Genomic DNA, 19186 nt, shown 5'->3' on the forward strand with positions numbered 1-19186 from the left:
CGAGTGGCCCCGCGCCTTCCCGGCGGGGCCACTCGCTGTTGAAAGGAGCTTTGACTTGCCGACTACCACCACGACCAGCACCCCGGCCACCGCCACGTCGGCCACGTCGGCCACGTCATCGACGCCGTCGGGGCCGTTGCCAATGGAACCGCGCGGCTTCGCTGAGCTGGCCGACCAGGTCGCTCAGGTGCTGGAGCAGCACGGTGTCTCGGTCTACCACTCCTGGGAGCGCCAGCGGCTGGACCAGACGCTGTGGGAGTTCATCCACCCCGACCTGGCCGACAGCCTGGCCAACCCCTACCACGACTGCACCCGGCACTGCGTCCTGGACAACTGCGAGTGCCGCACCGAGCGCGACTGCCCCAACGCGTGCGGGGGAGGCCCGCAATGAAGTTCACCGCCGATGCGGCCACCTTCGCCGAGGCGGTCGCCTGGACGGCCCGGTTCTTGTCAACCCGGCCGTTCGCGCCGGTCTTGGCCGGGATCCGGCTGCACGCTGATGCGGCGGCCGACCAGGTCACCCTGGCGGCCTTCGACTACGAGGTGGCCGCCCAGGCCACCGTGAACGCCGAAGCTGGAACCCGCGTGGCCACCTCCGGGACCGTGCTGGTGCCCGGCCGGCTGCTGGCCGACATCGCCCAGCACCTCAGCGGGCACAGCAGCAGCGCCGAGGTGATCGCCGAGGGCGCCAAGGTGATCCTGCGCGCCGGACGCGCCGAGTTCACCTTGTTGACCATGCCGCTGGAGGACTACCCGACGCTGCCGCAGATGCCGCCGGTCATCGGGCAGATCGACGCGGCGTTCTTCGCCCGCGCCATCGCCCAGACCGCCGTGGCCGCCGCGCACACCAACACCGTGCCGATGCACTGCGCGATACGGATCGACGTGCGTCTCGACCAGCCGCTACGGCTGTTCGCCACCGACAGCTACCGCCTGGCCGTGCGGACCCTGCCCACCTGGCAACCCACCCTGCCCACCCCCGGCACCAGCGCCGATGCCGAGGAGGACCAGGTCCAGCAGCCCGACGGGCAGGAGGACAACGGCTCGATGTCGGTGTTCGTGCACCGGCCGACCATGCTGACGATCGCCAAGACCATGGCCTGCCCCAGCGCTCTGTCGGTGGGCCTGCAGCTTGATGACAACGGCTCCCCGCACACGCTCGGAGTGCAGCTGCCCGACCGCACGGTGGTGACCCGCCTGGTGGAAGGCAGAGTCTTTGCCATCGACCGTTTCCTGACCGACGAACGGCCCCTGGCCGTCGAGGTGAACACCGCCGCGCTCACCGCGGCAGTGCGTGGCGTGGCGGTGGTGGCCGAGCGCAACACCCCCGTGCGGCTCACCGTCACCGCCAGCGCCGACAGGACCAACGGGGCCGACGGGACCGGTGGGGAGGTCACCTTGCAGTCGGGCAACGGCGAAGAGGCCGCCGGCCGTGACGTGCTCCCGGTCCGCTGCACCGGCATCGCACCGGGCCAGGAGGCCACCATCGCCTTTAACCCCACCTTCCTGCTGGAGGCACTGACCTCGCTGGGCCCCGGGGTGTGCCGCTTGGCCTTCACCACCGACTACGCCAAGGGACGCCCGGCGCTGCTGACCGACACCAGCACCGACCCCGACGGCCCCATCTACTGGCACTTCCTGATGCCGGTCCGCTTGTCCGGCTGACCGTCTTTCTGTCTTCTCCAGTCACTGGCAGAGCCAGTGACTGGGAGTGGACGCCGGAACAGTAACGATTGCGTGCCCGGCCGCTGCGGTGAGCCGCTGGCTGCCAAGGTGGTCGGGCAGGGAACCTGACTGATGACTCGTCGTTCCGCCCGTGTTGTTCGCCCGAATGTTTGTGACTGCCGCCCTCTGCGAGGCACTGATGTCGAGGATCTTGAATAACGACACTTCCCGGATGCTGATGGAGCACGCGGCGGCTCTGCTGGGCTGGGCCGCTTCCCCTGTCGAGGTCGATGTGCTCGGCTGTCGGCTGTGGGTGGCGGCCCGCCTCACCGAGGCCGGCCAGCATCGCCTGCGAAACGGTCAGGCCGCGGTCACTGACCCGATGACGCTGCGGTTCGTGCTGGCCACCGATACCGATTTCGCCGCCGCGTCCGCGCCGGTACAGATCGACGGAGCGCTGTCGGCACGGCGGACCTGGCACGGAGCCTTGACCCCGCTGGGCGGGTTTGTGGCCTTCGGGCCACGAGTGGCGATCGTGCCACCCGCGCAAGCCCGGTCCAGCCATCTGACGATGCTCGCGCTGGTGGAGGGGTTCGGCGTCATCGCTCACTACCCTGCGGTCGACCCGCTGGCCTCGCCGATCCCTCGGCCATGCGGTGGCCATGGCTGGAGCGAGGATGGTTCAGGCGGCGACCTGCAGTTGGTGCATCCACCCGACCGGCGAGCCACTGGCCGTGGGACCTGGGTGCACCGGCTGGTGGAGGAACATCTTTTCCAGGCCGTGCTGGACGCGCGATCATCCAGTTCCGCTTCGGTGTCCGCGTCAGCGGCTACCCCGCGTCCCAGGCTTTGAGGAACCCCGGAACCGTCCATCGGTGTCGCTCCACCAATTGCAGAGCGTCATAGTTCCACAACGCATCACTGCAACAGGATCGCCACCATCGGCGGCGGCGGTCACCACGAGGGATCAGCTCCATCTCCTCGCGGCGGGCCAGCAGCGCGGTGAAGGTGTGGTGGTTAGCCTGCACCTGCCCGGCGGTGGCCAGCCAGGTCAGGTCACGGCCGTGGCAGTACTCGCAGCAGCACTGCCACACCTGGTCATCAGGACTGGCCGCATAAGCCGTTGCGATCTTGTTGGTCGACACGATCGACAGCACCGGGTCCACCAACGTGCTGGTCACTCCGGTTGGCCGCGGACCATTCTCAGTTTGGGGATACAGGTGCCGCAGGCTGGTGCGCACCCCGACCGCAGCGAACACCGCACCAAACGCCAGCGCTCCCAACGCTGAGACGTCGGTACACAGCAACGCCACCGGCACCGGCGCATCTAGCACCTTTACCAGCCCCTGCACCGCGACTTGGGTGCCCAGCGGGTCAGTGGCGTGCTCCAGCACCAGCGCCACCGGCACTCGGTATTGGCGCAGGTAGCCGGTCAGGGTCGCCCGCTGTCCCCGCAACCAGGACTGATGCAGCGGCAACACCGCCCAGAGCGTCGCCTTACCGTCCCATCGCCGCTGATAGGCGGCTGTCTGGCTGAGCACCGCATCCAGTGCCGGCTCATCACCGCAGCCGACATAGCCCGAGTCGGTCAGTATGGCTGTCGCACCCGCCTCATACTGCGCCTGTAGCCATGAGGCCGTCAGCGGCGCGGTCCCTGGCATCCGCCGCTTCCCGGCATAGCGACGCCGGTCGACCAGCACCGGCGCGTTCATCCCGGCTTGGCGCATCGTCCGCAATCCGCCGATCGCGTCCTTGCCGGTGACCACCAGCCCGCACCCGGCCTGGTCGGCCAACTCGCTGTACTTGTCCAGTTCGTTCGCGCTCGCCTGCACCAGCACCGCATCGGTCAACGCATGAGTGAGGGCAGCGGAGAACTCGGGTTCCTGATGCGCCATGAGCCATCCCTCAAAGCGGCAAACACCCCAGACGGCTTCAAACGGGGCGATCGACAGGCAGATACCGCCGCCGTCAACTCCTCAACCGCCGCTGACCACCACCGGCCGCCCGCCGGCGTCCTGCCGTGGCCAGCCTCCGCTGGCCACGGCAGTCCTTTCCCGATCGTTGCTCGCCGTCCCAGCACCCGGCCGTGACGGCCGGGCGCCCCTTCGAACAGGTGATCTTTGATGCTGCCCGACCTTCCCCGCGCCCCCGGCCTGGCTGTGCTGGCCAGCGGCGGCCTGGCTGCACTGTGCGCTCTGGCTCTCCTGACCTGGGGCCTGCGGGCCCTGGCCCGCACCCTTCGCGTCTGCCGCCCCGACGCCCCGGCTCCGGAACCGCATACCGCGCCCCGCGCCCGTCTGGAGGACGTCACCACCGTGCTGGCCGCGTGCCTGGCCACCGCCGTGGCCGCCACCGGCATGTGGAAGTTCTTCGGCGACGTGCTGGACCTGCCGATCCCGCTGCGGGTGGCGCTGTTCGCCTTCGTCGAGGTCGCCATGGTGACCTCGGCGCTGCGGGCCCGCCGCAACGTCCGCGAGTCCGCCAGCCACTCGGCCGGAGCCGACGGGGTCGCGGTGTGGGTGTTCACCGTGCTGTCGGCGGTGCTGTCGGCCAGCGACGCCGACGGCGTCCGCCAGGCCCTGATCCGCCTGGCGGCCCCGCTGGTGGCCGCCTGGCTGTGGGAACGCGGCCTGGCCGCCGACCGCCGCCGCGCCACCGGCCGCACCGGCCGTATCCACTGGCGGCTCACCCCCGAACGGCTGCTGGTGCGCTTGGGGGTCGCTGAGCCGACTGGGCGTACCGCCTCCGACGTCGATGTCCACCGCCGCCTGGCCCGTCTGGCCAAGGCCGCCAAGAAGGTCCGCATCCTGCGTGCCGCAGGCGCCAAGCCCCGCACGCTGGCGCGGGCGCTGGCCCGGCTGGACAAGGCGATGGACGCCGCCGTCGAACACGCCCACCTGGCCACCGACCCGGCCCGCCAGCAGATCCTGCTGGCCCAAATCAGCCTGCTGTATCACGCCTCGGACCTGGCCGACCTGAACCTGGATGCCCCCTGGCAACCCGCCCCGGCGCCCTTGGCTTCGACCGAGGCGCTTCTGCCGCCCGCCGGCCGTCCCCGCTCGGAGGAGGAGTTGGTGGCGCTGGGGTTCGAGTCGGCCAAGGTCCAGGAGTATCTGGCCGACCGGTTCGGTCTGCAGCTGGCCGAGGGCGACATCACCCGCGCCATGGCCCACGCCCCTGGCGCGGCCCCGGCCGCGGCGCTGCGCGCCCGCCTGGGCATCGCCCCGCCCCGCCAGGCAGACCCCGACGACTCCGCAGCTCAGACGACCCCCGACCCGGTCACCCCGCCGGCCCCGGTCTCAGGCCAGCTCTCCAAGCAGGCCACGGACCCGGTGCCAGAGCCGGTGCCAGAGCCGGTGCCAGACCCGGTGCCGGACCTGGTCATAGGTCTTGCAGCGGACCAGGTCCACGACCGGCCCGGCGACCAGGGACCCGCCCGTGACCGGACCCAGGTCCCAGCGCCCTCTGACGGTCAGGTCCCGGCCCCGGATGCGGACCCGGCATCGGACCGGTCCGCCGACACCAACCATCCCGCCGACACCGACCAGGGAAAGGAGGTCCCCAAGCCGTCCAAACCGCGCCGGACCCGCAAGCGCAAGCGGGTCCGAACCTCGCCACATGAGCGCTTGGAGAAGGCCCGCACCATCGACGCCCAATACCGCGCCGAGCACGGGCGGCCCATCCCCGCCGAGAAACTCGCCCGTGCGATGCGCATCGGCAAACCCGCCGCACTGGACCTGGTCCAAAAGATCCGCAGCAAGCACATCACCGCTGCCTGATTCATCCCCCCGGGGGCGAAGACCGCATGTCTCCGCTCCGGTTCCGCCCCCGGGTCATTCGGCCTGGGGGCTCATCACTTGTTAGGAGATCCCCTCATGGCCCTGTTCGCTGTGCTCACCGGCGGGCTGTTCATCTTGATCTGGTCCCGTCAGATCAACAACTTCCTTGCGTTCGTCTTGATCTCCTGGGGGCTGCTGGCGGCCTCCACCCCGATCGGCGAACCGCTGGTGAAGATCCTGCGGGGTCTCTCCAGCCAGCTCGACGGGTGGCTGTCATGACCCACCCCATCTCGCCCTCGCCCACCCCTTCCACGTCGCCGCCTCCCGGCACACGCATGACGGCACGGGCGGTCGCCGTGCAGATGGGCCGCAACCGCCCCTCGCTGGGCGCGGTGGCGTTCCTGCTGGCGGTGCCCGGCGCCGCGCACGCGGTGCTGGGCTGGCCGATCTGGACCGTGGCCGCCCCGCTGTGGGGGCTGTATGTGGCGCTGATGCTGTTCGTCTCCATCGCCGAGCTGCGTCAGTCCTCGGCTGTCGCCCCGCCCGCCGACTCGCCCGCCGCCAAGCCGCGGAAGGAGGACCACCAGCCGTGATCGAGTTGCTGTTTCTGGGGGGCGCGGCGTTCGCGGGCGCGACGCATGCCGCCCGCCAGGCCCGCGCTGCCCACCCCACCGGCCCGGCCCGACGCACCCAGCCGGGCCGTGCCGGTGGCTGGACCGACCCGCAACCTTCGTCGCTGCTGGTCAAGGCGTGGAAGTCGGCCGGAGGTCCGCCCACTCAAGAGACCCAGCTCGCCGACGCCATCGCCGACCTGGGCGGCCGTGCCATCGGCAAGGTCGTGCGCGGCACCGCCCGCCCGATTGGCCACGGCGGCCGTGCTGCCGGTCGCCAGGGCCGCCGCGCCGGACGGTGGGCCACCCGCGCCGCCGAGCGTCGCTGGGAACGACGCGACCGTTCCGACCGCGCCGTCATCGCCTTCCCCCGCCGTAACCGTGACAACGGCGACCAGGGCAACCGGGCGCGGCCCGCCGGTTCCGCGTCGGCCACTGGGAGTGCGGCGCAACGGCCCGGCCCGCCGCGCCGCCAGGGCACGCCCCCGCCGCTGTTTCCCGACCAGCAGACCGGAGGCGGCCCGCAACCCGCACCGCGCCCCATCGGCGGCCCCTTTGCCGCCCGGCCTGCTTCGCCGTCTGCCGCGCCGCCCCGGACGGGGACCGCGGCGGCCGGGGCGCGGCGGGCGCGCGCTCGGGTGTGGGCGGCCGGGCCGCCGATCAACATGGACCCGCCCACCTCCGACGCTGAGTTCATCGAGACCAGCATCGATCTGCAGCAGTTCTTGCGCGGGTTCGCCGCGGCCGTGGAGGACTTCACCGACGAGGTGATGATCCGCCGCATGCCCGCCGCCGTCACCAACCCCCTGCTGCTGATCGGCGAGCACATGACCGAGGCTTCGGCCGCTGTGCAGCGCGGCGCGACGGTGTTCGAGGTCATCTTCGAAGAGGCCATCGACCTGGCCACCGCCGGGATCAAGTTCACCGGCGACGACCCGGCCTGACCTCTCCCCCTGCTCCGCTGAATCATCCCCGCACCGACCAACGGAGGTCCCCGATGCCCCAACCCCTGCCCCGACGCCGCCACGGCCGCTACCAGGTGGTGTTCGAGCCGCCCGAGTCCGACGCCGAGTTCATCTCCACCACCCTGGGCATCGCCCACCTGCTGGCCGCCTTGGCCGACCTGGTCGAGGACTACCGCAACGACCTGATCAGGCGGCGCATGCCCGCCCCGATCGTCGCCCAGTGGACGACCGCCGCCGAGGAGCTGCACGAGGCCGCCTACAACGCCCGCAACGCCGCGACGACCTTCGCCGACATCTTCGAGGAGTCCCGCGACATCGCCGCGGCCGGGATCCGCATCCTGGGCGGCCGCAACGCCGCCTGACCCACCTGTCCGTCTCATTCCATCTGGCTCGCTACGCCGTTGCGCCGCCGACTTCCTCCGGCGGTGCAGCGGCGCTTTTCGTGTGCCCCCGCAACCTGCAGATCCTGCGAAGGAGTGATCTCCTATGGCGCGTTCCTCCCGCGGCTTTGGCCGCCCCGCCCCTCGCCACCCCGGCCGCCCCGGCAAGGGTCGCGGGCCCTTCAGCCGTGGTCGTGGTCGTGGTCCGGCCGCGTGGTCCGACCACAGCGACCCGGTGATTCCGGTGCCCGCCGAGTACTACGCCGCACAATCCCGCCCCTCCTGGATCGGGCGCATGGCCCGCGCGGCGGTGCACGGCTATGTCGGATGGGTCCGCCAGTCGCCCGACACCCGCGGCCTGGGCACCGGGCTGGCCGCCCTCTACCCAGTCGGGCACCTGGCCCACCAGTACGCCGCCGACGCCCTGCTGCTGGGCGCGTTCGCGCCCCCGGCCGCGCTGGCGGCCTGGGTGGCCACCTACAAGCAGCACGAGTCGCCCCGCTACTCGGCGACGCTGGCGGCCACTGCCGCCGGGGTTCCGGTGTGGCTGGCCACCGCCGCCCACACCGGCATCACCAACCTGCCCACCCTGCTGGCCTACACCGCCACCGCGACCGCAACCTGGTCGGCCTACACCTGGTCCGACGTCCTGAAGCATCGCCGCGCCCTGGCCGCCCAGCAGGCCCAGTGGCAGACCATCGCCGCCTCCACCGAGCTGGCCGGAACCCGGTTGGTCAAGACCGAACCCACCCACGTGGGCGTGCGGTTCAAGGTCGACGTTGGCGCCTCCCCCGACGCACCCTCGGTGTCGCGGCTGCTGTCGGGCAACCTCACCGAACAGATCGCCCGCCTGTATGGCATCGGCACCAACCAGGTCCGGCTGAACGGTCAGCCCTCCAACGCCCGCATCCTGTGGATCACCCTGCAGCTGCGCGACCCCTGGGGACAGCCCATCACCCACCCGGCCCTGGCCCCCGCCGACGCCGCCGACACCTCCGCCGAGGCGGCCCTCACCGCCGCCGGGATCCCGCTCAACCCCGCCCCGGCCGTGGGCGTGCCGACCAAGGGCTGCCGGTCCATCCTGGACGGTCCGTTCGTCTTGGGCACCGACCCCGAGACCGGCGAGGACCTGGAGCTGGTGGTCTTCGACGAAGGTGGCGCCCGGCACGTCCAGATCATCGCCACCAACGGCGCGGGCAAGACGGTCGTGCTGTCCAACATCGTGGAGCAGGCCAACGAGTGCCGCGACGTGCTGGTGGTCGCCATCGACCTGCGCAAGGGCACCATCCCCCACCTGTGGGGTGAGGTCCTGGACGCCGCCGCCGGGATCGGCGAGGAAGACAAGGCCATCCAGATCCTGCAGTGGCTGGAAACCATCGCTGAGGAACGCTCGCGGAAGAACGGTGGCGGCAACCACATCCCCAGCTCCGAGGCCCCGGTCATCATTCTGATCATCGATGAGCAGGCCAAGCTGCTGGGAACCGCCTCCGAGGTCGCCCATGAGGCCAAGCCGATCGTGGACGGCCTGCACCAGGCCGGCCGTTCGGCCGGGATCGTGGTGGTCAGCGCCGGGCAGCGCAACGTCCAGCAGCAGACCGGCAGCAAGGAGGGCTCGGCTAACGCCCCCACCAAGATCGTGCTGCGGGTCATGAACACCTACGAGATGACCAAGGCCCTGGACGACTGGATGACCCTGGGCGTCCCGGACATGTCCACCTACGCCCCCGGCGTCAAGGGCGTCGCCCTGCTGGTCAAGGACGGAGGAGCCTGGCAGGCCGGACGCATCCGCGACCTGAGCGACTTCAAGGCCGTCCGGCACTTGGCCGCCAGCCGCGGCCGCCCTGACGCCCACCTCGAACCCGACATCGCCGCCCAGCTCCCCGGCTATCCCCAGCGGCACATGGTCACCGCCGGAGGCCCTTCGGCGTCCACCGGTGGCGGCACCGACCCGATGTTCACCGACCCGCCCACCCACCACCACGCGGCCCCGCCGGCCAAGCCCGAACCCCCCTCCGACCCCGCCTCGGGTCCGGCGTCGGGTTCGGCGGCCAGGCCGCCGCGCGGCGGCGACGGCAGCTTCGGCATCGATCCCGACGACGACCAGGCCATCACCCAAGCCGCCGAAGGGTTGGTCGCCGGAATCGAACGGCATCTGGCCAAGATGCCCGAACCGGCCGCCACCCCCACTCCGATGGACGACCTGATCGCCAACAAGGAGGCCTTGGACCTCACCTCCGTGCCCCCCGCCGCCCAGCGGGCCATCGTGGAGTTCGTGGCCTCCCGCGGCGACCAGGGTGCCCGCCGCAGCGAGATCATCCAGCACCTGGGCAACTCCACGCCCACCGTGTCCCGATGGCTGAGCAAGCTCTGCCAGAACCAGATCCTCATGCGCATCGGCAAGGGCAAGGCCGCCCGTTACCACCTCGCCGACACCCCGCTCGGCGATCACAAACCGTAGTCATCGGGCGGGGGCGAACCGTATCACCAACTGTCTCACTGAACTGTCTCATTAACCGTCTCGCGCCCGCGTAGCCCACCCCAATCCCCCATCGGTGAGCTGGTTGAGACAGTTCCCGTTAGACAATTCCGCCCCTCACTCCCCGTCACCATCACGCGGAGGCGGCCGCGCCACCACACCGGTGCGGCCGCCTCCGTGCGCTGTCCGTGCTCCCACGCCCAGACGGCCGTGCACACGTCCCTGCCCGCGTCTCGCCAACTGCGTGCGTTCTGTCACGCCTTCAGGAGAAGCCCATGCTCGATCCGCTCTTGCCCTCGGTTCTGGCCTCGCCCGCCCCCACCGTCACCGCGACGCTCACCCCGGCCCCCACCCCAACCAGCACGCCCGGCGTCCCCGAGTCCGGCGAGGCCACCGGTTCCGGCGGCCTGATCTTCCTGCTGCTGCTGTTCGGGCTGCTGTGGGGGATCTTCTACCTCATCGACGCCTCCCGCTACCCGCTGCGGACCTGCCGCCGCTGCAACGGCACCGGCTGGCAGCGCTCGGCGATGTTCAACGACGCCATGCGGATCTGCCCCCGCTGCAATGGCACCCGCCGCCAGCTGCGTCCCGGAGCCCGCCACCCCACCGGCTCCACCCGCAACCTGCCCCGCTAACCATCGCGCCGGCCGCCGTCCCGCGCCGCCGACACCGTCGAGGCTTTGGTCGACGGCGGGCTCACCCATCCGCCCACCAGCCCGAGGACAGATCACACCGCTATCCACACCCGTTCCCAGCGGGTTCACAGCGCTACCACACTCCAGCCCGGACGACCCCACGCAGCGGTCGTCCGGGCTTTTCTTCGCCTCTGCACGTCCCACCTGTCACGCCAGCCCCGCACAAGCCCTTCTCGGCACCCGCTGACCCGCGGCCCGGCCCCTCACAGGTCCCCTGTGCGACCTCTCGCAGCTAGAACCGCTATAACGCTCTGGCCTCCACTTTTTCCGCTCTGTGAATCCCAGTCAGGAACTCAGGACGTTCAGCGAGATCGGACCGCGAGGAGGCTGGGTGCAGGAAATGGCGCTACTTGCCAAATACCAGGAGGTTGTCAGTGAGTCGGTGGTTCTAGGGACTGTTGGGCCCATGGGTCGCCAGGCACACCAGGGGTGGCCAGTTCTATGGCCTTGCGTGGGGGTCGGGGCATGTCGAGGCGGTGGCCGGCCCATTCGCCAGGGATCCAGCCGATGCAGGCGGGGCGCTGCCCGGTGCGGCTGCGGCAGAACTCTTCGACGGCGGCGCGGATCTGGGCGACTGGCAGGGCGCTGTGGGGATGGTGGTAGCTGGGCAGCCAGGGGTCGGCGAACACGCTGGGGTCGATGCGGGGCGGGATGGGGTTGTCCGACAGCCAGAGGTGTTCGGCGATCTCGGGGGCGACCGGCACCGTGGTGTCAGCAGAGACTGTCCACCGCAGCGCGCCGTAGCCGGTTCTGGCGTTGATCGTGATGTCCAGGATGCTGTCCCACTCCTCCCAGCGCGGCCCCCGGTGCGGGGCGTTCAGTGTGAAGGACGCCTGGGTGCCGCCGTAGGGCAAGGTCGACCGAGTGAGGTCCGTGGTCGCGGCCAGGAAGTGTGCGGGCACGCTGCCGTCACCGACGGGCTCCGGCTCGGGAAACTCGATGTCCGGCCGGTTCTCAGCCACCTCGTTGAGCAGCCGTTCCGCCTGCGGCCACGACATGCCGAAGTACCGCGAGTGCCCCATGGACGCGTTGAGGATCAACATGGCCTGCCCACTTTCGCATGATCCGACAGACCTCGAACCAGTCCCGAGCGCCAATTTCTGCACCCAGCCTTCACAGACCGATCGAAGCCGTCTTCGCGCGGGCGCGCGAGGTCCAGTCAGAGCTTGGTAGAGCGACCTGTCTGCTAGTCGGAACTCGCAGAGGCGGCTGAGAACGGCTGAATCCTCGGAAAACGGCTTCACAGGTCTGTCGCATAGCCCTCGATGAAGTAGTTGTACTCTGGCGCGGGCTCTGGACAGGACAAAACGCGGAGCAGCGTGGGCCAGTGGTGGGGTTCGATGGGGTAGGTGCGGGCGAACCACTCATCGTCGCCATAGTCGAACAGATGGCGGAGCTGGAGGAGTTGCTCGCGAGTCACCGGGAAGGTTCCTGCGACCCATTCGTCGGGACCAAACCAGATCAGCTGCCAGGCTGTGCTCTGGCCATCGAAGTATCGAGACCCATCGCTGCTCATAGAGCCGATCGTGCCACTGAGCTGCGCGCGTCACGACTGCTTTAGGGGTGGCGCACACGCGAGCCCTCTTGGGCTGAGCGGAAGCTTCACTGCTGCCAGGCCGCATCAACGGCGATCCCTCTTCGCTGAACCGCTTGCTTTTCGGACCGGGATTCACAGGCCAAAACGCGCGGGCGCGCGAGACCCGGATCGATCCCCAGCTAGGTCACCGGCTACGCCGCGCCCCGTGCCGAGAGGGCTTCCCGCCGATCCTGGCGGTCATCGGCGTCCCGGCCGACCGCCGACCACCGCGCTCAGGCAGTGCGGCAGCAGCTGACCCTGTGTCCAGTCGAAGACGTGGACACCGGCGAGCTGGTCGCTGCGGCGGTTCCCCTGCAGGCGCTGATCCAGCACCTGGTCCCCGACGGGGGTCTAGACGCGCCGGCCCTGTGGCCGCTCAACCCGCACGCCCCCGCCGAGGCGGTCGCGTTGTGGCAGTTGCACGACGCCGTCCGGCCACCCCGCCGCCGCGACCGCTGCAGACCGCCGCTGCCGGTGGTCATCGACACACCCCGCAAAAAAAGCAGCAGGCCCCGATGCCCCGGGGCCTGCTGCTGCACACGCAATCACCAGGAGGGTCGCATATGAGCACACGTGATCACAACGACGACGATCGCCCCCACGACCCCATCACTGACGGCCTCTCCTCCCCTTCCTCCGTCCCCCCGGCACCTGACCTGGACGTCGCTGACCAGCCCGCCGACAAGCGGCCGCCCACCAAGCGCGACCGTGCCCTGGCGCTGCTACGCCAGCACCTGCAGTTGCGTCGCAGCGAGCACGGCGGCTGGCCCTATGCCCGCGACGCCGACACCAGCAGTGACACCGGCAGTGGCAACGGTGGCCGGTTGTTTCGCTTCAACGCCGCGGGCCGCCGTGATCTGTGCGCCGAGGCCCGCTACCTGTGGCGCAAAGCCCACCCCGACCAGGAACCGCCCGACGATCGCACGCTGCGGTCGGTGGTGGCCGACCTGGAGCGCGCCGCCCAGGACGCTCCCCTGGACGATGCGGCCGCCACCGAGTGGCTACGCCAGCACGGCGTCACCTTCACCGCTCCCATCGCCGAGGACCGCGGCCTGGCCAGCGTGCTGGAGCTGCCGGGCTGCCCGCTCCCGGACGGCTACCGGGTGCCCGATCCCTACACGATCTCGCCCGACGGGATCTGGATCGAGCCCCGCAACCGCGACCCCGAACGCATCACCTGGGCGCCGTTGGCGGTCACCCAGGTGTTCACCGACCCCGAAGGAGAACAGATGGTCAAACTGGTCTGGCTCAACCGCGGCCGCTGGCAGTGGCGGATCATTCCGCGCGGCAAGGCCAAGAGCGGCCGGATGCTGGTCAAGGAACTGGGCGACTTCGGGCTGCCGGTCACCGAGGCCGACGCCAAGGCCGCCGAACGGTGGCTGGCCGCCGTGGAGACCGCCAACACCGACGTGATCGACGAGGTCACCATCGCCCGTTCCCTGGGTTGGCAGGCTGACGGCCAGTTCGTGGTCGCCTCTGGCACCCCCTATGAGATCCACGGCGTCGAGCCTCAGCTTCAGCGCGCGCTGGAGGCCCACCACGCCCGCGGCACCCTGTCGGAGTGGCAGGACGCCATCAAGATCCTGGGGCGCTACCCGCTGGCCGCTATGGCCCTGTACGCGGGCCTGGCCGCGCCGCTGCTGGAGATCCTGGGGGTCGGGTCGTTCACCCTGAATCTGGGCGGCCGCTCCACCTCCGGTAAGACCACCGCCGCCCAGGCCGGGCTGTCGTGCTGGGCCAACCCCGACGAAGCTGGCGGGGCCATCACCAGTTGGGCCTCCACCCGCACCGCCTACCAGGCCCGCCTGGCGCTGGCTGGCAACGGCGTGCCGGTGCTGTTCGACGACACCCAGACCGCCGAGCGCCCCGAGCACGTCTCCCAGGCGCTCTACCAGATCACCCAGAATCAGGGAAAAGGCCGCATGGGTGAGTGGAAGTCCTACCGGTGGCGCACCATCGTGCTCTCCACCGGGGAACGCTCGGCGCTGTCGTTCGCCACCCACCAAGGCATCAGCGCCCGCGTGCTGGACCTGCAAGGCGCTCCGTTCGGCAACACCCCCTCCTCCGGGCACGACGCTCAGACCTTCCGCGAGGGCGTCACCGCCAACTACGGCCACGCCGGACCCGCCTTCGTCGGCTACCTGCGCGCCTACGTGGGCGAGCACGGCCCGGCCTGGCTACGCGACCGCCACGCCACCCTCACCGGCATCCACCGCCAAGGCGCCAGCGACCTGGCCCGCCGCCGCGCCCCGCTGGTGGCGGTAGTGCGGCTGGCCGCCGAGCTGGCCCACACCTGGAACCTGGTGCCCTTCCCCTCCCCCGACGACCACGTCTGGACCTCACTGTTCGCCGCCAACGACCCCCGAGACAACCGCGCCGCCCTGGCCCTGGAGGTCATCGCCGAATACATCGCCACCAACGCCGAACGCCTCTACCAGCCCGACCGCCACGCCCCCGCCGCCGGATGGATCGGCGTGCGCACCCAGGAAGAAGGCGACCCCAACGCCGTGGCGCTCATGCCCGAGAAGGTCCGTGAAGCCCTCGACCGGGCCGGATACGAACTGGACGCGGTGCTACCGACCTGGCGCGAGATGGACGCCCTGCACGAACACCCGCCCACCTCCAAGCAGACCCCGCGCTACAAGCTCAAGCGCCGCATCGCTGGCGAGCAGGTCAAGTGCCTGGTGTTCACCGGCCAAGCCCTGGGAGCCAACGACACCGGTTCCTGACCGCCCCCATTTCAGCGCGTGTGAGCGGCATCAGGCAGTACCTCAGTACCAAGCACCGAAACAATCACTATTTACGCAGGTCAGTCAAGTTTCGGGGTGGTACTGCCGCTGGTACTGCCTGGTACTGCCCCAGTACCGGTCCGGGCCCTCGGGCGGGTGGTACTGGGACCGGTACTGCTCAGCAGTACCGGCGTTCTCCCAGGTCAACCCTAATTTTGGGCCGGTACTGGCCGCTGCGCGAAACACACCCCAAAAAAACACGCGGGGGTGGGGGATGCCTCTCTCCTTCACCCCGCTGTCACCTTCCGCACCACACACACCTCTTCCGGGCAGCCACCGTCGACGCTCCCGGAAGAAACGAGGCATCCCCCTGTCACCTTCGCCGCCCTCGGCGCACCTCTGTTTTTCGCACCCGACCGGAAGGAGGACCGCAATGACCCCCCACTTGGATCTCGCCCTGACGCTGGCCGCGCCCGGCTGGCACGTCTTCCCCCTGTCGCCCCGCGACAAGCGGCCTCTGGCCAACTGCCTGCACTGCCGCGACAACCCCACCTGCAGCCGCGACAACTACACCGCCTGCCCCTGCCTGCCCGACGGCCAGTGGTGCCACGGTGTGCGCGCCGCCACCACCGACCCCGACCGCATCCGCACCTGGTGGCGACGCCAGCCCTACGCCGTCCCCGCCGTCGCCGCCGGGCCGTCCGGCCTGGTGCTCATCGACCTGGACGCCCACACCGACCAGCTCCCCGCCGACCCGGCCACCGAGCTGCTGCCCGGCATCCACCTCACCAACGACCAGATCCCCGTCGGCATCCAGGCGATCCGCACCGGCCGCGATGTCCTGCTGCTGCTGGCCCGGCTTCGCGGCGGCTCCCGCCCCTGGCCCACCGATTCCGACCACCAGCCCGTCACCGTCACCACCCCGTCGGGCGGCCGCCACCTGTGGTACCGCACTCCCCGCGTCGAGAACGGCCGCCGCCTCCGCCAGGCGCTGGGTGCGCTCGGCTGGCAGGTCGACGTCAAGGCCGGATGGAGCTACGGCATCGCTCCTGGCGCCACCGCCGCCAACGGCCCCTACAAGGTCATCGCCGGTGCCCCCACTCGCGTGGGCCGTATGCCCGACTGGCTGGCCGACGAAGTCTGGCGTGTCGCCACCGACCGGCCCTTCTCCCCACCGGCCCCGGCGCCGGTCGCGCCACCCGCCAGCGGCGGCCGACCGGCCGCCTACCTGACCACCGTCATCGACAACGGCGCCACCGAGCTGGCCGCCCTCGCCGACGGCCGCCAACGCGCCCTGTCGGCCCTGGCCTACAAGTCCGGCGGCCTCCTGGCCTGGTCCGGGCTGAACCGCGGCGACGTCGAGGACCGTCTCGTCCACGCCGGACTGGCCAGCGGCCTGCCCGAACGGCTCGCCCGCCGCATCGTCCACCGCGCCCTGAACAACGGCCTCGCCCGCCCGCTCGCCGGACCGACCAGGCACGCACCCACAGCGGTCCACTGACCTGGGCACCCGCCGCCACGACCACCGCCGCCATGAAAGGGGCACGCATGATCTCTGTCCGCACCATCGAGGTCAGCCCCGCCTCGGACATCCAGTTGCACACCGTTCCCGACGCGATGCGGATCCTGTCGCTGAGCCGCTCGATTCTCTATGAGGAGATGAAGCAGGGGCGGCTCCGCTGGGTCAAGCGCGGCCGTTCTCGCCTGATCCCCGCCACCGCCATCGGCGAGTACATCGCGCTGCTGGAGGCCGAGGCCGAGGCCGTCCCGGTCTGCTGACCTCCGCCAGGCGCGGAGTCTGCCCCTCCGCGCAACCCCCCAAGTTCGACGGCCCCGACGGCCGTACCGCCAAGCACACCGTCGAGGCCGCCACCCCTTTCACCAAGGAGCGTTAGAAGGATGCCCCGATCGACCATGGTCAAGAGGCCAGTCGTCGCAAAAGCCGTCCACGACGGGCCCGAGGAGTTCCTCACGCTGGCGGAGTTCTGCAAGGCGCTGAAGATCTCCCGCCAGACCTTCTACGACTGGCGGCAGAAGGGCACGGCCCCGACCTGCCACGTGCTGCCCAACCGGCAGATCCGCATCGCGCTGGCCGACTACAAGACGTGGCTGAACGAGCGAAAGGACGTTGCGTGACCCGCGCACGCAAGACCGGTCCCGGCTCCACGAAGGAGCCGGGGCCCGGCCCCCAGGCCGTCTCCTACGAAGTACGGATCTCCGAGAACATCCAGAGAATCGACCGCGCCAAGGGCAAGCGCTCCTACCGGGTGCGGTGGCGGGTCGCCGGGCACCGCAAGAGCCAGAACTTCACCAACAGCGCCCTGGCCATCAGCTTCCAGTCCAAGCTGCGCACCGCCGCGAACGAGGGCGAGCCGTTCGACGTCGAGTCCGGCCTCCCGGTGTCTCTGATTCCGAAGGAGGAACCGGAAGAGGCCGCCCCGCCTCCCACGTGGTACGAGTTCGCGATGTCCTACGCCGACATGAAATGGAAGGAGGTCTCGCCCAAGTCCCGCCGGGGCATCGCCGAGGCCCTGGGGACCGCGACGTTGGCCCTGGTGCGGTGGGAGGACCGATCACCGGCTCACAGCGAGATCTACCAGGCGCTGACGACATGGGCCTTCACCGGTGAGGCCCGTAGTGCCGAGCCTCCTGCGAAGCTGGTGAAGGTCATCGACTGGGTGAAGGCCCACTCAGTGGATGTCACCGAGCTGGCCGATCCAGATCTGCTGAGGGAAGTGCTCCGACGGCTCTCGCTGACGCTGGACGGCACGAAGGCCGCGCCCGCCACCTACTGGCGAAAGCGGGCGACCTTCTACAACGCCCTGTCATATGCAGTCCAGAAGAAGCACTTCGACGCCAACCCCCTGCCGTCGGTCAGCTGGACGCCTCCCAAGAGCACCGATGTTGTCGAGCGCAACCAGGTGGTCAACGAGGTGCAGGGGCACGCCCTGGTGGACGGGGTCGGCCGTCAGGGCTCGATGGGCCAGCATCTCCAGGCGTTCTTCGGCTGCCTCTTCCTGGCCGGGCTCCGGCCGGGCGAAGCGGTCCTGCTGGACGAGGACAAACTGGACCTTCCCGAAAATGAGGACGAGTGGGGCTGGATCCACCTGGGGGATTCCTCCCCCGAGGTGAGCGGTCGCTGGACCGACAGCGGCAAGCGCGAGAGGCGCTCTCTCAAGCACCGGAGCGAGAAGGAGACCCGGTCGGTTCCGGTCTGCCCGCCGCTGTGCAAGCTGTTGCGCAGGCACATCGCTCTGTTCGGTACCGCGCCCGACGGCCGGCTGTTCCGCGGGGAGAGCGGCGACGTCCTGTCCGAGAGCGTCTACAGCCGGGTCTGGCAGGCGACTCGGGAAGCCGTCTTGGCCCCCCATGAGGTCAGGGGTCCCTTGGCGAGGCGGCCCTACGACCTTCGGCATGCCCGCCTGTCGATCTGGCTCAACGCGGGGATCCACCCTCCGCAGGTCGCCGAGTGGGCGGGCAACAGCGTCAAGGTCCTGCTGGGCGTCTACGCCAAGTGCCTGACCGGCGGCGTCGCCCAGGCGCTGGCCAAGCTGGGCTGGGACCAGGGCATGGACGTGCAAGAGCAGCAGCCTCTGGACTACGACGTCGAGTGGCCGATCCGGCTGGAGGAGGTGACCTGGTGTGAGCTGGCCCTGGACTACGTCGACTGGAAGTGGGAAACGATCAAGCCGACAACGCGCCGGGGCGTCGTCGAGGCCCTCACCAAGGTGACGATGGCCATGCTCCCTCGCAAGGGGCCGTGGCCGACGACACCCCAACTGGGCCGGGCCCTGACCACCTACGCCTTCAACCGCGACCGCTGGGAGAACATCCCCGGAGACCAGGCCGAGGTCATCGCCTGGGTGGAACAGCACTCGCCCCTGGTCGGTTCTCTGGCGGACGTGGAGATCCTTCGGAGCGTTCTGGAGCATCTCGGGACCCGCCTGGACGGCCAGCCCGCCCAGCCGGCCGTCGCGGCCCGGCGGCGGTCCGTGCTGTTCAACGTCCTGGAGTTCGCCGTCGCTCAGAAGGCGCTCGCGAGTAACCCTCTACTGTTCCGGTCGTGGGGCCCCTCTGATTCTGGGTCCCGTATAGGTCCCGATCAGCCGTAGAACCCCGGTCGCGGCCGTACACAACCGGACATCAACGTAAAAGGCCCCTCACCAGGTTCGCCCTGGTGAGGGGCCTCTTTTCGTGCTGTGGCGGGTGCAGGGTTCGAACCTGCGTAGGCTAAGCCGACGGATTTACAGTCCGCTCCCATTGGCCACTCGGGCAACCCGCCGGGGCTCCGCGTTCCGCGGTGGCACTGG

The 19186-nt window shown here is 70.2% G+C and carries 18 protein-coding genes and 1 tRNA gene; 15 read left to right on the forward strand and 4 right to left on the reverse strand.

Annotation, left to right across the window (positions count from 1 at the left end; all coding sequences use genetic code 11):
* The first annotated feature begins 55 nt into the window (after window positions 1-55).
* The 3 genes from HNR61_RS27495 to HNR61_RS27505 all read left to right on the forward strand — a co-directional run bounded on the left by HNR61_RS27495 (window position 56) and on the right by HNR61_RS27505 (window position 2518).
* A complete protein-coding gene (locus HNR61_RS27495) occupies window positions 56-391 on the forward strand; it encodes a hypothetical protein (RefSeq protein WP_182846103.1) in 336 nt (111 codons plus the stop codon).
* Window positions 388-1665: a DNA polymerase III subunit beta gene (gene dnaN / locus HNR61_RS27500; RefSeq protein ID WP_182846104.1), complete on the forward strand. Its 1278-nt coding sequence runs from the start codon at window positions 388-390 to the stop codon at window positions 1663-1665. Before HNR61_RS27495 ends, dnaN begins: the two co-directional genes overlap by 4 nt.
* 232 nt (window positions 1666-1897) lie before the next feature.
* Window positions 1898-2518, forward strand: a complete 621-nt coding sequence (locus HNR61_RS27505; RefSeq protein WP_182846105.1) for a hypothetical protein — start codon at window positions 1898-1900, stop codon at window positions 2516-2518.
* On the opposite strand, the gene HNR61_RS27510 is transcribed toward HNR61_RS27505, so the two are convergent.
* Entirely contained in the window at window positions 2496-3560 is a 1065-nt protein-coding gene (locus HNR61_RS27510; protein ID WP_182846106.1) for a hypothetical protein, read from the reverse strand. The genes HNR61_RS27505 and HNR61_RS27510 overlap by 23 nt on opposite strands.
* 228 nt (window positions 3561-3788) lie before the next feature.
* Here HNR61_RS27510 and HNR61_RS27515 point away from each other — a divergent pair, with 228 nt between their 5' ends.
* The 7 genes from HNR61_RS27515 to HNR61_RS27545 all read left to right on the forward strand — a co-directional run bounded on the left by HNR61_RS27515 (window position 3789) and on the right by HNR61_RS27545 (window position 10511).
* Complete coding sequence (locus tag HNR61_RS27515; protein ID WP_182846107.1) at window positions 3789-5444, forward strand: hypothetical protein; 1656 nt, start codon at window positions 3789-3791, stop codon at window positions 5442-5444.
* Window positions 5445-5540: 96 nt separating this feature from the next.
* Window positions 5541-5723 (forward strand): hypothetical protein, encoded by a 183-nt coding sequence (locus HNR61_RS27520; protein WP_182846108.1) that lies wholly within the window; start codon window positions 5541-5543, stop codon window positions 5721-5723.
* Between the two features lie 56 nt (window positions 5724-5779).
* Window positions 5780-6037 carry a hypothetical protein gene (locus tag HNR61_RS27525; RefSeq protein ID WP_182846109.1) on the forward strand — a complete coding sequence of 86 codons (258 nt, stop codon included), beginning with the start codon at window positions 5780-5782 and terminating at the stop codon, window positions 6035-6037.
* Entirely contained in the window at window positions 6034-6999 is a 966-nt protein-coding gene (locus HNR61_RS27530; protein WP_182846110.1) for a hypothetical protein, read from the forward strand. Before HNR61_RS27525 ends, HNR61_RS27530 begins: the two co-directional genes overlap by 4 nt.
* 53 nt (window positions 7000-7052) lie before the next feature.
* A complete protein-coding gene (locus HNR61_RS27535) occupies window positions 7053-7382 on the forward strand; it encodes a hypothetical protein (protein ID WP_182846111.1) in 330 nt (109 codons plus the stop codon).
* 253 nt (window positions 7383-7635) lie between these two features.
* Complete coding sequence (locus tag HNR61_RS27540; RefSeq protein WP_182846112.1) at window positions 7636-9858, forward strand: hypothetical protein; 2223 nt, start codon at window positions 7636-7638, stop codon at window positions 9856-9858.
* A gap of 293 nt (window positions 9859-10151) precedes the next feature.
* On the forward strand, window positions 10152-10511 hold the full coding sequence (locus tag HNR61_RS27545; RefSeq protein ID WP_182846113.1) for a hypothetical protein: 360 nt from the start codon (window positions 10152-10154) through the stop codon (window positions 10509-10511).
* 431 nt (window positions 10512-10942) lie between these two features.
* Here HNR61_RS27545 and HNR61_RS27550 read toward each other — a convergent pair whose 3' ends face one another.
* Both HNR61_RS27550 and HNR61_RS27555 read right to left on the reverse strand, forming a co-directional pair.
* Entirely contained in the window at window positions 10943-11614 is a 672-nt protein-coding gene (locus tag HNR61_RS27550; RefSeq protein ID WP_182846114.1) for an Imm1 family immunity protein, read from the reverse strand.
* A gap of 197 nt (window positions 11615-11811) precedes the next feature.
* Window positions 11812-12087 carry a hypothetical protein gene (locus HNR61_RS27555; protein ID WP_182846115.1) on the reverse strand — a complete coding sequence of 92 codons (276 nt, stop codon included), beginning with the start codon at window positions 12085-12087 and terminating at the stop codon, window positions 11812-11814.
* 623 nt (window positions 12088-12710) lie between these two features.
* Here HNR61_RS27555 and HNR61_RS27560 point away from each other — a divergent pair.
* From HNR61_RS27560 to HNR61_RS27580, 5 genes are all read left to right on the forward strand, one after another.
* Window positions 12711-14876: a DUF927 domain-containing protein gene (locus HNR61_RS27560; protein WP_182846116.1), complete on the forward strand. Its 2166-nt coding sequence runs from the start codon at window positions 12711-12713 to the stop codon at window positions 14874-14876.
* Window positions 14877-15309: 433 nt separating this feature from the next.
* Window positions 15310-16377 (forward strand): bifunctional DNA primase/polymerase, encoded by a 1068-nt coding sequence (locus HNR61_RS27565; protein WP_182846117.1) that lies wholly within the window; start codon window positions 15310-15312, stop codon window positions 16375-16377.
* 47 nt (window positions 16378-16424) lie between these two features.
* Entirely contained in the window at window positions 16425-16655 is a 231-nt protein-coding gene (locus HNR61_RS27570; RefSeq protein ID WP_182846118.1) for a helix-turn-helix domain-containing protein, read from the forward strand.
* Between the two features lie 120 nt (window positions 16656-16775).
* On the forward strand, window positions 16776-17012 hold the full coding sequence (locus HNR61_RS27575; protein ID WP_182846119.1) for a helix-turn-helix transcriptional regulator: 237 nt from the start codon (window positions 16776-16778) through the stop codon (window positions 17010-17012).
* Window positions 17009-18988, forward strand: coding sequence for a tyrosine-type recombinase/integrase (locus HNR61_RS27580; protein WP_182846120.1), 1980 nt, complete (start codon window positions 17009-17011; stop codon window positions 18986-18988). The genes HNR61_RS27575 and HNR61_RS27580 overlap by 4 nt, the downstream gene beginning before the upstream one ends.
* Window positions 18989-19076: 88 nt before the next feature.
* On the opposite strand, the gene HNR61_RS27585 is transcribed toward HNR61_RS27580, so the two are convergent.
* A tRNA-Tyr gene (locus HNR61_RS27585) sits at window positions 19077-19158 on the reverse strand.
* Window positions 19159-19186: the final 28 nt, after the last annotated feature.

Origin of the sequence: Actinomadura kijaniata, assembly GCF_014138665.1 — a bacterium.
Classification (GTDB): domain Bacteria; phylum Actinomycetota; class Actinomycetes; order Streptosporangiales; family Streptosporangiaceae; genus Spirillospora; species Spirillospora kijaniata.

Excerpts from the sequence above, each read along its gene's own strand:
- HNR61_RS27505 (WP_182846105.1), top strand. The coding sequence starts at position 1,898 with ATGCTGATGGAGCACGCGGCGGCTCTGCTGGGCTGGGCCGCTTCCCCT.
- HNR61_RS27510 (WP_182846106.1), bottom strand. The coding sequence starts at position 3,560 with ATGGCGCATCAGGAACCCGAGTTCTCCGCTGCCCTCACTCATGCGTTG.
- HNR61_RS27560 (WP_182846116.1), top strand. The coding sequence starts at position 12,711 with ATGAGCACACGTGATCACAACGACGACGATCGCCCCCACGACCCCATC.
- HNR61_RS27545 (WP_182846113.1), top strand. The coding sequence starts at position 10,152 with ATGCTCGATCCGCTCTTGCCCTCGGTTCTGGCCTCGCCCGCCCCCACC.
- dnaN (WP_182846104.1), top strand. The coding sequence starts at position 388 with ATGAAGTTCACCGCCGATGCGGCCACCTTCGCCGAGGCGGTCGCCTGG.
- HNR61_RS27570 (WP_182846118.1), top strand. The coding sequence starts at position 16,425 with ATGATCTCTGTCCGCACCATCGAGGTCAGCCCCGCCTCGGACATCCAG.
- HNR61_RS27525 (WP_182846109.1), top strand. The coding sequence starts at position 5,780 with ATGACGGCACGGGCGGTCGCCGTGCAGATGGGCCGCAACCGCCCCTCG.
- HNR61_RS27565 (WP_182846117.1), top strand. The coding sequence starts at position 15,310 with ATGACCCCCCACTTGGATCTCGCCCTGACGCTGGCCGCGCCCGGCTGG.
- HNR61_RS27520 (WP_182846108.1), top strand. The coding sequence starts at position 5,541 with ATGGCCCTGTTCGCTGTGCTCACCGGCGGGCTGTTCATCTTGATCTGG.
- HNR61_RS27535 (WP_182846111.1), top strand. The coding sequence starts at position 7,053 with ATGCCCCAACCCCTGCCCCGACGCCGCCACGGCCGCTACCAGGTGGTG.
- HNR61_RS27575 (WP_182846119.1), top strand. The coding sequence starts at position 16,776 with ATGCCCCGATCGACCATGGTCAAGAGGCCAGTCGTCGCAAAAGCCGTC.
- HNR61_RS27555 (WP_182846115.1), bottom strand. The coding sequence starts at position 12,087 with ATGAGCAGCGATGGGTCTCGATACTTCGATGGCCAGAGCACAGCCTGG.
- HNR61_RS27515 (WP_182846107.1), top strand. The coding sequence starts at position 3,789 with ATGCTGCCCGACCTTCCCCGCGCCCCCGGCCTGGCTGTGCTGGCCAGC.
- HNR61_RS27550 (WP_182846114.1), bottom strand. The coding sequence starts at position 11,614 with ATGTTGATCCTCAACGCGTCCATGGGGCACTCGCGGTACTTCGGCATG.